Below are 14,735 nucleotides of genomic sequence, written 5' to 3' on the forward strand. Positions count from 1 at the left end.
AATGGTGATATCAATCGGGACTGCGAGTCGCCGGAGGTAAGTAGTCGTCTACCGACAACTGGCTTTTCACTGGCCATTGCGTCTCTACCGCTGTAACTCCATCAGGCGTAGGTACGAGCGACCAGATGCGTGCCTCAATCCCATCGTTCTGTAGCTTACGCATGAAGTAGCGAGCCTGAAGGGCATCATGGGTGGCTATCACGACCTGGAAGCCATGATCGACAATGTAATCCCGAAGCACATCAAAAACCGCCGCTGCGTGCACCATGTCATGGTGTTGGGTGGGGTCATCGAGAAGCAGTCCCCGCCAGGAAGACCATGGATGATCCAGCGCCATGGACAGTAGGAAAGTCAGCTGCAAATCTGTCAGTTGGGCTTCGCTTGCTATGGCTGGTACATGCACCGAGCCTCCGTGCATTGGAACTGAGACCTCGGCGCGCTCACTTCTGTAAGCTGTTCGAAAGTCTAGGTTCGTTCCGGTAAACCGTGGATCTCTAACTACCCGTTTTAAGAGCGCCTGCCAACGGGGTACAACAGCTAGCACGTGCTTTTGAACGTTAGCGATTTCATTGGAAAGGTATTGGCTAAGCGTCTCCATTGCCTTGGACAGCATAGAGAGGCGTTCTAGGCTTGACTGTGTCGCCTCAATTCTCTGACGAAGATCAGTGGTAAAGTCAACTTCAGAGAGCTCCCCACGCCGCCGATCCAACATACCTTGGGCGACACGCGCTTGTTCCAATTTACTCCACGCATCAATCTCGATTTTGATTGTCTGAAGTACCGCGGTGTGTCGAGTCAGCTCACCGACCTTGTATTGCAATTGCGTCTCGTAACTGTTCGCAACCTCAGCAATGGGATCACCCTCGAATGAAAGTTGGCGCCAGGAAGCCCGGACAGTGGCAAGGCGCGATTCGGCCTCGGTTAGCTGTGTTTGAAGAGCGGCTACGGTATCCGTCAGTACGGTCAGCTGAACCTGTTGTCTGCTCAACGCAGACTGCTCAGCCGTCAACTTGGCTGACAAGTCAGCGACCAACGCGGCATTCTGCTTTTCAGCCAAAGACAACTCTTCCAGAGTCTGAGCTGGCGGAGCATCTGCGGTAATGGCTGCCAGCGCCGCAGTCGCTTGCTCAAGTCTAATAGTTGCCTCTGAGCGCGTTTGTCTGGCGGCATCCACGGCACGAACTGCTGCACCGTAAGCGTTCTTGGCCAGTTCAAATGCCTCCAAGGCTATCGGTGGTGCGAGATTTCGCTGCTTTTCATCAAGTTGCCCCTTCGCTACAGTATTTGCATCTCCTCGACGGCGAATGGACTCTCTAGCGAGAGATAAGGTATCACCGCCGAGCAGGGTGTTGGACTTGAGGTCGTTAAGTTCCACCTCAAGACCAGATAACTGCGCAACCAACTCGACAAGCATTCCTCCGCACGCGGTAAGTTCTGCTTCGGCAGTTATCAGGGCCTTTTTGCGCTCATCCAACAGATTTCTAGAGGTTTTCAAACGTTCTGCTGCTTGCACAACCTCTGGATCGAGAGACTGCAAAGCCTTGGCCACCCGCTTTTGAAGAGCTTCGGCACCATGTTCGAAACCGCACAGAGGGCAGTCAATGCGATCAGGGGGGAGGTGAGCCGCTATGGTCGCGACTGCGCCGCGTATGGCGTCAGCCGCCGACGTTAGGGATTCGTGCCGAGTTGTGGCGGCCAATACCTCAGCTTCAGCTACAGATAGTGTCGACTGAACAGTTTCCAGTTTTTTCTGTAGTTGACCCTCTTCTTCCTCCTTATCAATGATGGCCTCAGAAACTTCTGAATTGAGCTTGAGCAGCTCTTCCCAGCGCCCAGCTAGTTGTTGCGCCGAGAGCAAATCAGCGTCCACCTGTAAGAGCGCCTTACGCTGTTCATTAATAAGGCTGTGTTGAAGGTTTACCTGCTCATTGCCCTCATTTTCGGTACGCGATGCCGCAGCCTTAGTCTCAGCCTCGACGAGAGCTTTATCCGCACTCTCTAAAACTTGGCCACGTTCGGAAACTAACACTTTGGCCTGGGCCTCACTCCTATACCGGTCAAGTTGCCGGACAATGGAGTCACGTTCACGTTCCGCACTGACAAGCTCTTGCTGAACTTGCTCATGACTGCCCGTGGCATTGCTTCGATCCAGCTTCTTGCGCGATAGCTCTTCGGTACCAGACTTAAGCTCATTATTCAGTTGGTCGATACGAGTTTGCTCGGAAACGAAGCGTCCAATCAGACCATCTACCTCAGCCAACGCCTTAATCTGATCTTTGAGTCGTGCGAGCTTTGCTTGAACCAACTGCTCCAGCGCGTTGTGAACAGTTTCCAACCCGTCCTGACCCAGCGGTGGGACGAGTAAGCCAGCGGGTAGTTGTTCTAGAGCTTGCGACTGGTTTGCGATATCTGTAATGGATTCGCCTATGTGTTCCCTGCTTCGAAGTGCACCTTGTGACTGAGAAGCAGCCTGATCTCGATCATGCTTCAAGCTCTGCCATTCGCTGAATTCAAATTCCAGTGCTTGTAGTGAAGCCTTCGCCTGGTTCAGTTGCTCTGTGAGCGACCGACGAATGCCCCCAAGCGCGCTAGTTACCTGTGAGCCGTCCCTTCCTATTGGAAGTCGGGCCAGGTGTGAGCCCGCTACTTTCGCATCCGCTTGAACGAGCCAGTCTCGCTCCCGTTGATCCAGTAGGTGGGTGAGCCTTAGGAGGAACGGAATGTCTTCTGGATCGGTTTCCGGGAATACCGCGCTTACATCACCCGACCGCTCAACCTCACCAAGCTCTCCGATGTGAGCAGAGGCATGTGTATCACCAAAATCGAGGCTTACTCGAGCGGTGGTTTGTGTGTCTCGAATAATTGGGAAGAGGTTATCTCCCAGCCGAGAAACCTTACCGGTAAGGCCAAGCTCCAAGGCTTCGAAGATTGCGGTCTTACCGGTGCCGTTGGGCGCCAGAAGGATGGTCGCTCCACGGCTAAATTCGATTGTGGTGTCTACGCCGAATCGGCGGATGTTGGATAGAGTGAGGGACTTGAGCTGCTTCATTGGGAGTCCTCTTCACCGTACGCTGCACGTTTCAGCGCATCAGCAATATCAGCGCCCGTCATCCCGGAAAGCAGCAAGCCATGCCACTCAGGAAGATGCGGCTCAACCCATGATTGGGCTTTTTTTAACGATTCCAAGGCTGCTAACAGAGGGTCGGTGATACCGTCCGAGCTGCCAGCGGGCGCAAGAGCTGCCAAGAAGCTTCGATCAAGAAATGAGCTGACATCCTCTTGTTCCCTTGCAACGACCTTTCTGCAAAAGCGGTCATCTGCCTCTAGACGTGCTGCGTCTTCGGAAGCGATATCTTCAATGAGCAGGAACATATAGAGGTCAGCTGTTTGCGGCTCAGGAAGCATGTCTCGCACGTCTGCAGCCCATCGGAAAGCCCCCTGAATCTTTAAGGTCTCAAAAGGAAAGGCGGCGATCAACACCGTTCTCCATCCCGCACTTTCACGGTTCACTCGCTTCAGCTGAATGGTTTGAAACTCGATCTCTGCTAAAGGTGACGCGAGGCCGACCGTTTCGGACGGGGAAACTTCATAGCGACCATCTGCTCGCTCTCGAATAGCTGAGACCACCTCAGTGATTCCTATCATTTCAGATTCCTTACACGTACGACTGGATGGCTAACTGGCGCGCAGCAACCCGCTCTTGCCACTGTGTTGAAAAGTGCAGGCGTACGGAAGCTAGCGTCCCGTTACGCAAATGTTTGAACAAGCCCGACCGGGTGACGACCAGTAGAGGTTGGCGCTCAACGGCCATACTGTTGAATGCCTCAGCATCGTCCGCCATGCCGGCATCCATTAAATCTGAGGGAGAGGCGCTGACGCCTGACAGTATTACGACCGGGGCTGGCGATGGGCCGACTACCGTCATCAGGTGATCATCAGATAGTTCGCGGACAAGCGGTGTTTTCCCGGAAGGGCCAGACCAATACCGGAGTGCGATACTTAACACAGGGCCTGCACCTGGGAATGAGTTCCATCCAGTGTTCGTGCCGCCCATTCCAACGGCAACCAGCAGCATAGTTTCGACAGCCGTGACCAGCAGCTCCAAGGTGCGAGGGCCCAAGCGCAATGCGTGCTTCGCGTTCTTACCCTCGGTTTCGGGATAAAGCAATTGCTCCAGGAACTTCCGACGACTGTCGGGGGCACTGACGAAGGCGGCTAGCCAATCCAACCAAACCGTCTCCATAGCGTCCGCCAGATCTGAGTCAGAAATGAAAGCGAGCTTATCTGCGACCCCCTGAATCAAACGTTGCCACACCAAGTCGTCCATGGCATTTGCGAGCGCATCAGCTTCATCGCAAGCAGCGCGAAGCGTTTTGAATTCCTTATCTAACGCGCACGTAAGACCCTCAGGATTTTCATTCCACGGCAAATTGCTGAGATCGGTCTCCGCAGACCCGAAGGTGAGGCCCAGCTCATGTCCAGCACTAGCGCGCCACGTTGCCTCGCCCAACATCAGACTTTGGCTGCCGTAAGGCAGGTGCAGCGCCATGCGCAGAATCGCTGATGGAAGAGTGAGATTGGCACCGCTTGGGGGTTTGTAAGGTGCGTAGATTCTGAGCTTTCGATTTCCGGGCTCACTGCTCCACATATGCTCGACCACGCCTGCTGCAGATCTTGGTACAAGACCGCCTAGGTCATGCGTGCCTGCAAATGACCATACCTTGCCGCTGAGCTTTACCTCATCGCTCAACAAATACTGAGCCCACGTCACGATGTCCGGACGGAGGCCGTCTTCGACTTCTCGAATCACCGCATGACATCCCAACGCCGAAACGTCAGAGGTATGCCCTGTGATGTAGGTAATGAGCCGCTCAAGCGTCCGCTTGGGGTCAGTGAAATGGCGACCTAAGGACGCGTGACAGCGTTGCTCCAAGGCTGCATCGTTGCCAACACAGACGATGGTAACTCGGCGCAGTGTGTTGCAGATCTGAGTCCAATTCTCAAACCCACACCAAGTCGTCAGCCAGCTATATACTCGCTCTGTTGGCCCGTCCTTTCGATTGGCAAGCTCAGTAAGATCGAGTCCGTCTTGACGGCAGATCTTGCAGAGCTCATCCAGGTGATTGATCGTTAGTCCGTCCTTGATTTTGAGTTCTGCGCCTACGAGCGTTAACTGGAAAAGCCGATCAGGTAGGGCTTCGAAAGTACCCTTCTGAGCATGTTTGGCCAGACTGGCGAAAGCGGTATCGAGGACTGAGTCAGGATCCTTAGGTTTCGGAGCTTTCCGGGGTGCATTTGACGGGGGAGGGTTTGGCGCATCGATCGGCTGCAGGGAAATCTTACCTTTCGCGCAATTGGCTAGATATTTCGCCTTATTAGCATCTTTGGTGCAGAAATTAGTGGTCTGCCTTTTGATCTGAAGATGCTCCTGAGAGCGCTCATCATGCTGGATCACCACGTCATCCCATTCCTCAATGCCGCCCGTTTCGGCACCAATTGAGAGAGGGGCACGACGCCCGTCGAGGAACTTCTCCAGCATTTCCGACAACCGCTGAGCAATCACCAGCTTCTCATAGTGAGATTTTTGCTCTAGCCGGAACCTTCTGATCATACTGACATCCCTTTCAGCCAATCTTTGCTTTGCCAGCGGCGCTAGCAGTTAGCCACATTCTACCAATTTGTATGGGGCACAAGGACGCAGAGTTGATAATTTTCCGAGTATTGCAGTGGTTTTCGTGGTGTCTGGCCTAGCCTCTGTTGATCCCTTACGCGACGAGCTATCACCTGGTTAATATCCGCGAAAATTTTTGCAGCCTCTGTCTCGGCCTTAATCCTTTGACCATCACGCTGCAGAGCCTGCTGTTGCTTTGTCTTGGCGGTCGACGCAGACTGACCCCGGGTTGCTTCAACTGCTGCCTTACGTGCGGCTTGACCATGCCTTGCCACTTTATGCATTTCTCACGTATGCGACTCTCTCAGCCAAGTGGTGCATTGCTGGTGATTGCGCAGCAAACTGCGATAGTGATTTGAGCTCAGGACTTCCCGGAGCTTGGCTCGTAGGCGCTTCGCTTGACCAGTAATTTACAAAGGCGCCGACCTTCAAATCGAAGCAGGGCAGACGGATACATCCATGGACGAAACACTTGCTTACTTGAAAGACCGCTACAAGGACGAGCAGGCTCGGTTCGACCACTTCGAGAACAAATGCGTAAAGTTTTTAACCGCTGTGTCTGTGGTGATTGCCGCTCTGACAGCCTTGGTTAGCGCCAAGGGTAGGGTGCTCTTCACTCTCAATACCCCCCCGGACTTCATAGCATTGGGGTGCTTTTTCGCGGCAGCTATCTGCGTCGTATGCTCTTGGGGGCACGCGCTGAGCGCTCTTAGGATTCGGGACTGCCCTACATTGCCATCAAGCCGCCAGACAGTGGAATGGATGAAAGCGGTTGATACCTCAGCTCACCAGCAGCATCTCTACAACTGCTACATAGATACGTTGGAAAAATTAAAGTCGGCCATCGACGAAAAATCCAAGCCTCTAGATTTCGCCTACGAAGAAATGGTCTACGCCGCCTGGGCGTTATCACTGTTGGCAGTCATCAGCATCGGGAAGGAGTTATTTGTATGAGCAACGACCAGAAACCAAAGAACCAAGAAAATAAGACACCTCCGCCACCACCGACCACTGAGTATCACCGACGCTCCGAGGAACGACCGCTCAATCATAAGGATCAGAATGGCCGCCGATAGCCTTGGCTTATCGGGCGTACATGGAGTTTTGGCACGTGATTGAAGTCACGGGACTGCTCATGCCCTCAGTCTCACTTCATTTCCCGAATGCCTGCGACATACGTGGTAGGCATCACGAACTAAACTTCTGAAAAGCATCGGCAAGTGGAACGCAGATTGGAGAATGGCAGGTCGCAGGGTCAATGCGCGCCTCCACGAAGCCTGGCTATCCACTTGCTACAACTCCAACGCCTATGAGGTTGCTGCTGCACAGGGGCCTCCTTTAGCGTCCATTTTTGCCGGCCTGTACCGGTCATCTTTCGTGCGTTCATAGGTTAATCGGAAGCGAAGGAAGGCCTCTACGAACGCAAATGCCTGATCACTAGCACTGCAATTTGGTATTTAAGTGCAATGCAATCGTGCAAGCGGAGCGCGCAGGCCAGGATGGTCGAAGGGCATGAGGATGGAAGCCCAACGGGCCAAGACCCTCGGGCTTGGTTCACGACAGCCGCCCCCTAAGGGCATGCCTCAAAAAATATCCAAAGCTATTGAGCTGCACGCTGATCATGCGCGCGAGGCGCTAAACCTTGGGTGTAAAGATCATACGTTTTACGCAGCGCCTTCTCGTCGTCAGAACTGACACTCGAATGCGCAAAGATCGTAGACAGAAAACGCTTGCGCTCGCTATTACCAATTTCAGACCAGACCCTAGGCATCCCCTGCGCATCAGGGATAGCTAGTTGATCCAGAAAATATTGTTCAAGACTATACAGCCGCTGCTGGCCATCGATGAGGATGTCACTATTCTCGTCCATGGCCATGTGCCCACCAGCAGAACCACACCAATCGTTAGTCAGATAGCTCCCCAAGCCGGCCCCTGACCACACGGCAGTGATGAATCGAGCCTTTTGCCCAGCATTCCAAGCAAGGCCACGCTGCCACGAAGAAACAGGAAAACCCAAAACAAATCGCGCGGCCCATGGATATTTCTCGTGAACAGATGATGGGTCTGCCAGGTACTGCTCAAAGCGCAGCGCGAGAACATCAATCGGAAACTGATGAGTTGATGTCTCCAGCACTCGCTGAGTCATCTGGATGCTGTGGTCTGAAATCTCGTCGCCGGTGTAACGCTGGAATACGGTGGTCATGGATTTCCTTAGAGGAGGGTAATGCTAGGGGCTAGTCGGACTGTTCACGTGTAAGCGTGCAGCCGACATTCCGTACGGTGTCGATCTGCTTGCTGTGCCACAGCATACTGACGGGCCCAGCGACCGCGCAGACAAGTCGCGACTGCACGGCAACCCTTAGTGACCCCTTAAAGGGACATTAACCTCGCTTTTGCCACTTAATGTCCCAATTTGGGGACATTAACGGGTTCCCGAATTTTGTTTAGATAGAGGGACGTCCATCCAATCTCGCTGCATTGGGCAGTGGTAGCATCTGTGGAAAAGGGGAGTCGCGAAGACCATGAAAATATCCGGGCTTTTTCGCTCAGTCATTGGTTTCGTGATGGATGCAAGCGGAGCGCGCAGGCCAACGGCCGTAGGCGTGAGGATGGAAGCCCACCGGGCCACGACTAGCGCTTGCGCCAGGCGTGGCTTACGACAGCCGCCCCCATAGGGGCACGCAATCCCTATCTCAGAGACCCTGAAAATGCGGTCACCACTGGTAATGAAATTAGCCGCTGACGCTCACAAATGGGGAATGCCACAGCCCTTCACAAGAGATGACGCATTCTCGGTGAAAGACCTCTGTGAGCAAGCAGGGATACCATGTCGCGCATTCGGTCATCACGCTGATTTCAGAATGATCGCGTTGATCGATAGCGAAGATAATTTCTTGCACATGGCCGATGACGGCCCGTTCTATAGCGTGGGGCGAAAGCTGATCACTGAAACCGATCCCGCGGATGTCGCTCTAAGGATTCTGGAAGTCCTGGCATATACCTTTCACGAGTATTCCGCGAGAGAGTGCTTGAATGGACAGAGCCTGTTTACTGTCCCTCCTGGCGCGTATGGCACCTAGGTGAATTGATGCAGCCTTTCATTGAAGAGTATCGACCAGGCGCGCCTCCCACTGTGGGCTTACGGGATAGCCTCGGACTACCTAGTCGTGGTTCCAAGCTCCATGATTGCATCCGTAATGGCCTGCCATTTTCTCTACTCGAGAGGCTATCGATCAGCGCTGGGATCGAGATGAAGGTGCTCAGCGAAGCCGTCGGCATGTCTCACTCCACGCTGGTTCGGAGAGCAAAAGCTGGACGATTCACATGCGCTGAAAGCGATCGCTTGTATTCGCTGACTACGGTCTTAGACGCAGCTTATGAGCTGTTCGAAGGCGATGTTTCGACGGCGCGAGACTGGATGATTTCACCGGCGCGCGGGCTAGGCAAAAACGCTCCTCTGAACATGCTGCGCACTAGGCTAGAAACGCAAGCAGTGCTCGACCTAATCGGCCGCCTAGAGCAAGGAGTAATCGCATAAGTAAAGCGATGGCCAGTGACTTCAGCACCATTATGGTCAACGGTCTTACTGAGAACAAAATAATATGCCTCGATAGCTAAAGTTTTTTCGTCAAAAAACCGTTAGGTATAGAAACCATGCGGAGTGTTGGCGATGAGCCCAGTTTCAAGCAAAAAAACTCGATCATTTTATGTCCCACAGAGCGCTGACTTTTCACACGAAGCCGTAAGCTCGGTGTCTGCTAGGACGGAAGATGGACGCTCTGTAGTTATGACACTTGGGGATTCCCATCATCAAATAAGTGCCCGACAAGCCGACGCAATCGCGCAGGGGCTGCTGATGTCCATACTGCGCACTGACCTAGAAATAACCAACATGCCATGGGACGGTGGATGTCATTTGAATGTGGCTTCTCACAACGGAGACCGGGCAGCTCTCAGGTTTCCGGACGACACGCTTTATCATGCCAATGCGACGTTTCGTTATTTCGGGATGTGCTGGTTGTTCGAAGGCGCTGGTGAAGACCCCGATTATCCCGCAAACGTGCTGTGTATCCGCGCGCTACATGACGGAGGAATCCATTTTGGCAAGGGCAATGACAAATACCTACTAACAGCCGAACAGGCACTTCAGCTTTGTCGCGGTCTGAGCGACTGTGCGTATTCACTGGAGAGCAGGTCTTGGAGAATCTGGGACAAGATGATCGAGTGGCGCCCTAGGGCCAATGCCCACGTGGTAGGTCAAACTCCCGAGGAGAGAGCGCTATTTAACCATCTCATAAGCTATAAGCCTCGTCGAAAGTCTAAGCGCAACGCTAGATAACCCAGCCGGGCTATAACCCCGGTGGTGCTCACCTCAAGCAGCATAAAAATCTCTAGTCGGATGGCAGAGCAGGTTGCCCCAAAATGCGAGCAACCTGCCATTCAGCATCGATCGATTATTTCTTTCTGGGCTTTCCAGCGTCATCACGCTTATCACGAACCTGGCCGTCTTGATTTCGCGAGCGAGGCTGGACACCACCGCCTGGCTTCGGAACAGTTACATTCGGATTCAAGGGTCGTCTGTCAGTCATGCTGTCGTCCTTGTATGAAACCTGAGCATTGTTGAATTGGCTCAACCACGAACGCACATGCCCCTAGGCGATCTCAGCGTTGATGGCGCCGAAATCCAGCGTAGCAGAGAGTTTCCTTTTGAGACGTTGCCAAGACAGCCAGTGGCGAAAGGTAAGGGGAGGTGATGCCTACGGTTTTCTCACAAAATGCTTAAGCGCATGACGACTCGCGATTACGCGCTCGCGTATCTCCTGGGGATCTATCGACATGCCGCCCTCAGGCGTGACCTGTAGAGTCTTCAATCCGTTGACTGACTTGATAAACGCCCGTTCACGCGACTGCTCAGATTGAGACCTCTTGTCCCGCCAAAACCACGCCATGCACTGCCCAAGCCTATTCATGTCTTTCTCTGAGTGCCCAGATTTATGGAAAGCATAATCGATGATGGGCAGAGAAATGTCCTAGGCTTTTTAGTCGCCCGTGATTATTTGGTCTTGCCGTGGCGAAGTATCCACCAAGCTACAAGCACTGTGCTCATGGCGAAAAAAATGATCCAAGACTGCCAAGAACTGCTCACCTGCAGGGCAATGGAAAGAACTACTGCGATGAGAATGTTGACCCTCCCGAATTCAATATTCCCTTTGCCCTCTCCGATAGGAGGCCAAACACTGCATAAGTGACCTATCCCGACCGCAGTGAGTATCAGCACCAACGCAAACCCGGGAGCACCCTTATTCGCTTGAATGGCAATCGCAAACCAAACGATGCAAATGACCAGGAAAAGATCAAAACAAAGACCAAGGGAGGTTGCGCCACCCTTTTTGGTTCGGTACCACTCCGCTGAAAGGTAAAACGCCAGGGCAAGCAGCGTCGCAAGTCTTGGAAAAGTGTTCCCTTCGCAGCCAGGATCGATCGCGACCGAAAAGAATGACCAAGCGACGTTTCCCGCCATCGCTGGCCATGCGATGTTGTTGAGAAACTCCTGTAGGAAGCTCTCTTTATTTTCGGGAGTAACCTGGCGGGAATTGTTCATGTTGCTCGTACCCCTCTCTGCGTTGCAGGGAGTCTAGTTCAGAATGTTTTCCGCAATGATTAGGCGATGTGTTCACTATGAGGGCGTCACCTGGCTTGTCTGACCTACCGACCATGCCCTGGTCGATTGTCGTTCGTTCGGGCCTAACAGGCCCGGCTAAGACCCAGACCTTTTCTGAGACTTCGGGGCATGGCCTCACTTTTAAACGCTCAATCCTCGCGTTTTTCTAGCTCAGATTCTTAGGTTATAGCGCCCCTCAAAAAATATTTTATTTTTTCGCTAAAGGTTTTCATCAGATCGTCCGTTGTTATTTTTAACAATAAGATGATGGTGAAACTTGTGAGCAAAACCGAGATGAAACAAAAACCGTTTTTTGCAGAGCGCAAATTTGTATGTTGGCGAGGCCGCGAGGATGACGAGATGTATTCGTGTCAGGTTGCCAGGCAGGAGGATAATTACGTAAGCCTAAACCTAGACATCATGCCTTTTAAATTTGCTGACGCAGTGGCTGAAGATATCGCGCACTGTCTTTACGATGCTGTGCTCATAACCGTGGGAAATCTCGCAGGGTTTGTACCAACGCCAGCTGGTCGCGACAGTATTCTTGAAAGGAGATATCGGAAAAGAATTTCTGGAGAATGGAGTTACTACGCCGACGGCAAGTTCAACTGTCACGAGACTGAAGATGAAGTCTACGTCGTTGAGCTTGCGACAGAAGAGAATGAAAAAGCTGATAAGGTAAGCGTTTACACAATTGAAGAAGGGGGAGTAGAGCTTGTTTTTGACTTCATGTGCTATTCCTTCAGCATGCTTGACGCGGTGTGGCTTGCCAACGCGCTGATGGAGGCGATGGGGCTTGAGCCACTGGATCATTTAGAGACAATGAGTGCAAGCTGCCGGCCGCGGGCGGGTTGAATCCTGCAGGATTTCGCGTGGAGCTACTCAAGCGATGAGCACAAATTCGATCAACGTTGGGGGACATGTGGATACAAGCACTATTAGGCCAGCGTATGAAGTATGTGAAGACTTTCATCGGGTGGAATACACAAATGTATTTTACGAGGCATCAATAGCCAGGATGGATGGCGAAATCATTAAGATAACCTTTGACGAATTTGCTCATGTTTATACTGCAAATCAAGCCACAGAAGTCGCCAGGAGCATTTTTGAAGCGCTTTCGGTTATGAGGGAAACCAGGCTGGCTGGTTGCTCAACTTTTGATGCTGTAGCTCCAAATGAATACGAAGAAGTATTTGATAAATTTGTACCATGGAAGTGCTCGCATTCAGACTTAAAAAAGGCGAAGAAGAATTCATTGAGGCCGTTGTCTCAAATGGACTATCTATACGTTGCTTCTGGTGCGTTTGCAGATCCCGCCCCCATGATTGAAATTAATCTCGACGAGGGTGCCATATACGATATGGCTGTCGGAACTAAAACAGGGGCACGGCTCGAGATGAGATTCGGTATTTTCAAGATGGAATTTACTGAGGAGCAGGCACTATGGCTCTGGTTTCATTTGTCGCTTGCAGCCAATTGCTTGGGGCAGTACACATGGAGAAGCGGTAGCTGATCCCCCCAGATTCCGCCGAGCAGTTCCTCGAGCGTACGATGTTCTTCTGGGCTAAGAAGCGCTACGGGATCAAGTGCTTTGATATCCGTTGAAGTGAAGTCGTACTTTCGGTCGTCAGGACTACAGCAGCTATCGCAGTAGTCTAGCTCACCGCAATCATTGAAAAAACTGATCAGCCAACCATCCACTTCGACGGACATCAGGCCACAGAAGAGTTCGTTCCAGGTTTGCTCAGTGATTCGGCGCATTGAGCGTGAACCTGCAGAAACATCGCGTAGTACCTGGCAAACCTCTTGCGCGGTGAGCATTCTTGTATCCATAGCGGGATAACCTGAAGACTGTGACGATTGAACACTGCGGCGTCTGGCTTAGGCGCTCTGTGCCAGACCAACCCTGCAAGAAGACTTTAGAGGATTTCCACTTGGGGCGCTGATGGCTTCAACGCAAGGCCGCCAAAAGAAGAGCCCGCATCAACGTACCTCAGCGCTGACTTGATGTCCTTCCAGCCGACATAGCTCATCAGCGACTTGATATCCCAACCGTTGGCAGAGGCCCAAGTGGCAAACCCGCGCCGCATTGAGTGGCTACTGTAGATGTCCGATGGCACACCTGCCTGCGTAAATATGCGACGCAGCATTGGGATCAGGCTGTTGGAGTTGATGCCGCCGTCAGCAAGGTTGCCCCAGCGATCGATTTTCCTAAAGACGGGGCCATGAGCAATGCCGGCAACGGTGATCCAGTTGATGTAAGCCTGCACAGGACAAGGCTTTATGAGGGCAGGAGTGTGGAATGTTGTCCCTTGGTGCTGTCGATCACCTTTCGTGTAAGGCAGATAGAAGGTGATGCCAGCACCAACCTCCGCCTGAGTATGTTCGATATGAAGTCGCGCTAGCTCATCTCCACGAAACCCTCGCAAGAATCCGATCAGCACCAGGGCGATGTCGCGTCGATGCTTCATCACGCTCCGGAACCTAACACCATTGGCGGTGGCTTACTCACTTGATTACAGCGACATTCGCTCCTCGTATTGACCCAAGTGCCTTGCAACAGTAGCATGCCAACTAGGCGATTACCTGGATCCCGCGGTCGGCACGCAAAGACCTAGTCACAGGTGTTACACCCCCCATTTTTCACGCAATCGACAGTCGTCATTTCGCGGGCAGCCGACACCGCTAACGACCGGAGCTTGCGATGATCCTTCCCATTTTTCCCGCTGATCTTGAACGCCATGCAGGTATGAAGAAAGCCGCTCGCTTCCTCTTCAAAACCTGGCCTGGCTTAAAACCGATCATGCATACCCAAGCACTGGAACTACTCGCTAAAGGTCTTGGCTACCGCAGCTACCACCACGTCAAACAGCTAGCATTGTCCTGGACTGATACCCGACCTGGCATTGATATCGATTCGATCGAGTGGAATCTTTCGCATGTACTGAGCGATGAGTTTCTAGCTCCCGGAAACCCTAGCGTCAGCATCAACCTCGGCAATCTCTTAGCCTACATTCAAACCATCCCCTTGCACCACCTAACGGTCTTTAAGCGCTTTCCAGAGTTGCTGGAACGGAAACATTCATTCCAGCTTCCTCCTCGCGACACAAAATCGCCATTCGGGAGGTACCAACAGAGTGCAGTCATTCCCTTAACGGGTAACTGGCAGATTTCTGAGAACGATGACAGTGACGAGTCGGGCCTACCTTGATGGACTGGTATACCCTAACGCTGAGGACATAAAGGTAACCGGCATCGACCTTACCAAGGGGGGGAGGGCAAGTAGCAGCCAAAGCCATCAAAGCCACGCAGGCAAAGGTAAGCACGAGCGGGGAGTAATAAACCATAGGTGATCAAGGTGGCGTACACATCCCTGATCACTTGAGTGCCCTACAACGCGAC

The 14,735-nt window shown here is 52.6% G+C and carries 11 protein-coding genes and 1 pseudogene; 5 read left to right on the top strand and 7 right to left on the bottom strand.

The window, feature by feature from the left end; translation table 11 throughout:
* Positions 1 to 10: 10 nt before the first annotated feature.
* From GQ39_RS08335 to GQ39_RS08345, 3 genes are read right to left on the bottom strand one after another with little or no spacing between them, the layout of a single operon-like run.
* Complete coding sequence (locus GQ39_RS08335; protein WP_047528791.1) at positions 11 to 3,049, bottom strand: AAA family ATPase; 3,039 nt, start codon at positions 3,047 to 3,049, stop codon at positions 11 to 13.
* Entirely contained in the window at positions 3,046 to 3,645 is a 600-nt protein-coding gene (locus GQ39_RS08340; protein ID WP_047528794.1) for an ABC-three component system middle component 1, read from the bottom strand. Before GQ39_RS08340 ends, GQ39_RS08335 begins: the two co-directional genes overlap by 4 nt.
* Before the next feature lie 10 nt (positions 3,646 to 3,655).
* Positions 3,656 to 5,611 carry an ABC-three component system protein gene (locus GQ39_RS08345; RefSeq protein WP_047528795.1) on the bottom strand — a complete coding sequence of 652 codons (1,956 nt, stop codon included), beginning with the start codon at positions 5,609 to 5,611 and terminating at the stop codon, positions 3,656 to 3,658.
* Positions 5,612 to 6,130: 519 nt separating this feature from the next.
* Between GQ39_RS08345 and GQ39_RS08350 the strand changes: the two genes are divergently transcribed.
* Positions 6,131 to 6,625, top strand: a complete 495-nt coding sequence (locus tag GQ39_RS08350; protein WP_047528797.1) for a hypothetical protein — start codon at positions 6,131 to 6,133, stop codon at positions 6,623 to 6,625.
* A gap of 646 nt (positions 6,626 to 7,271) precedes the next feature.
* Here the strand turns inward: GQ39_RS08350 and GQ39_RS08355 are convergent.
* The gene (locus GQ39_RS08355) at positions 7,272 to 7,874 is read right to left on the bottom strand and encodes a DUF262 domain-containing protein (protein WP_047528799.1); all 603 of its coding nucleotides are present in this window, start codon (positions 7,872 to 7,874) and stop codon (positions 7,272 to 7,274) included.
* Between the two features lie 885 nt (positions 7,875 to 8,759).
* Between GQ39_RS08355 and parS the strand changes: the two genes are divergently transcribed.
* A complete protein-coding gene (parS, locus tag GQ39_RS31360) occupies positions 8,760 to 9,209 on the top strand; it encodes a type II RES/Xre toxin-antitoxin system antitoxin (RefSeq protein ID WP_047528803.1) in 450 nt (149 codons plus the stop codon).
* Between the two features lie 1,515 nt (positions 9,210 to 10,724).
* Here the strand turns inward: parS and GQ39_RS08380 are convergent.
* Positions 10,725 to 11,273 carry a hypothetical protein gene (locus GQ39_RS08380; protein ID WP_047528808.1) on the bottom strand — a complete coding sequence of 183 codons (549 nt, stop codon included), beginning with the start codon at positions 11,271 to 11,273 and terminating at the stop codon, positions 10,725 to 10,727.
* 339 nt (positions 11,274 to 11,612) lie between these two features.
* Between GQ39_RS08380 and GQ39_RS08385 the strand changes: the two genes are divergently transcribed.
* Both GQ39_RS08385 and GQ39_RS32310 read left to right on the top strand, forming a co-directional pair.
* Complete coding sequence (locus tag GQ39_RS08385) at positions 11,613 to 12,188, top strand: hypothetical protein (protein ID WP_236693086.1); 576 nt, start codon at positions 11,613 to 11,615, stop codon at positions 12,186 to 12,188.
* Positions 12,189 to 12,222: 34 nt separating this feature from the next.
* Positions 12,223 to 12,846, top strand: coding sequence for a hypothetical protein (locus GQ39_RS32310; protein WP_047528811.1), 624 nt, complete (start codon positions 12,223 to 12,225; stop codon positions 12,844 to 12,846).
* 17 nt (positions 12,847 to 12,863) lie between these two features.
* Here GQ39_RS32310 and GQ39_RS33750 read toward each other — a convergent pair.
* A pseudogene (locus tag GQ39_RS33750) lies at positions 12,864 to 13,166 on the bottom strand (DUF7693 family protein); the annotation flags it as partial.
* Between the two features lie 86 nt (positions 13,167 to 13,252).
* Entirely contained in the window at positions 13,253 to 13,804 is a 552-nt protein-coding gene (locus tag GQ39_RS08395) for a site-specific integrase (protein WP_081997873.1), read from the bottom strand.
* Between the two features lie 233 nt (positions 13,805 to 14,037).
* Between GQ39_RS08395 and GQ39_RS08400 the strand changes: the two genes are divergently transcribed.
* Positions 14,038 to 14,544 (top strand): hypothetical protein, encoded by a 507-nt coding sequence (locus GQ39_RS08400; protein ID WP_047528812.1) that lies wholly within the window; start codon positions 14,038 to 14,040, stop codon positions 14,542 to 14,544.
* Positions 14,545 to 14,735: the final 191 nt, after the last annotated feature.

The sequence above is a fragment of the Pseudomonas sp. 11/12A genome, from assembly GCF_000800055.1.
GTDB classification, from domain to species: domain Bacteria; phylum Pseudomonadota; class Gammaproteobacteria; order Pseudomonadales; family Pseudomonadaceae; genus Aquipseudomonas; species Aquipseudomonas mohnii.

Coding starts and splice junctions, on each gene's coding strand:
- GQ39_RS08335 (WP_047528791.1), bottom strand. CDS start 3,049: ATGAAGCAGCTCAAGTCCCTCACTCTATCCAACATCCGCCGATTCGGC.
- GQ39_RS08340 (WP_047528794.1), bottom strand. CDS start 3,645: ATGATAGGAATCACTGAGGTGGTCTCAGCTATTCGAGAGCGAGCAGAT.
- GQ39_RS08345 (WP_047528795.1), bottom strand. CDS start 5,611: ATGATCAGAAGGTTCCGGCTAGAGCAAAAATCTCACTATGAGAAGCTG.
- GQ39_RS08350 (WP_047528797.1), top strand. CDS start 6,131: ATGGACGAAACACTTGCTTACTTGAAAGACCGCTACAAGGACGAGCAG.
- GQ39_RS08355 (WP_047528799.1), bottom strand. CDS start 7,874: ATGACCACCGTATTCCAGCGTTACACCGGCGACGAGATTTCAGACCAC.
- parS (WP_047528803.1), top strand. CDS start 8,760: ATGCAGCCTTTCATTGAAGAGTATCGACCAGGCGCGCCTCCCACTGTG.
- GQ39_RS08380 (WP_047528808.1), bottom strand. CDS start 11,273: ATGAACAATTCCCGCCAGGTTACTCCCGAAAATAAAGAGAGCTTCCTA.
- GQ39_RS32310 (WP_047528811.1), top strand. CDS start 12,223: ATGAGCACAAATTCGATCAACGTTGGGGGACATGTGGATACAAGCACT.
- GQ39_RS08395 (WP_081997873.1), bottom strand. CDS start 13,804: ATGAAGCATCGACGCGACATCGCCCTGGTGCTGATCGGATTCTTGCGA.
- GQ39_RS08400 (WP_047528812.1), top strand. CDS start 14,038: ATGATCCTTCCCATTTTTCCCGCTGATCTTGAACGCCATGCAGGTATG.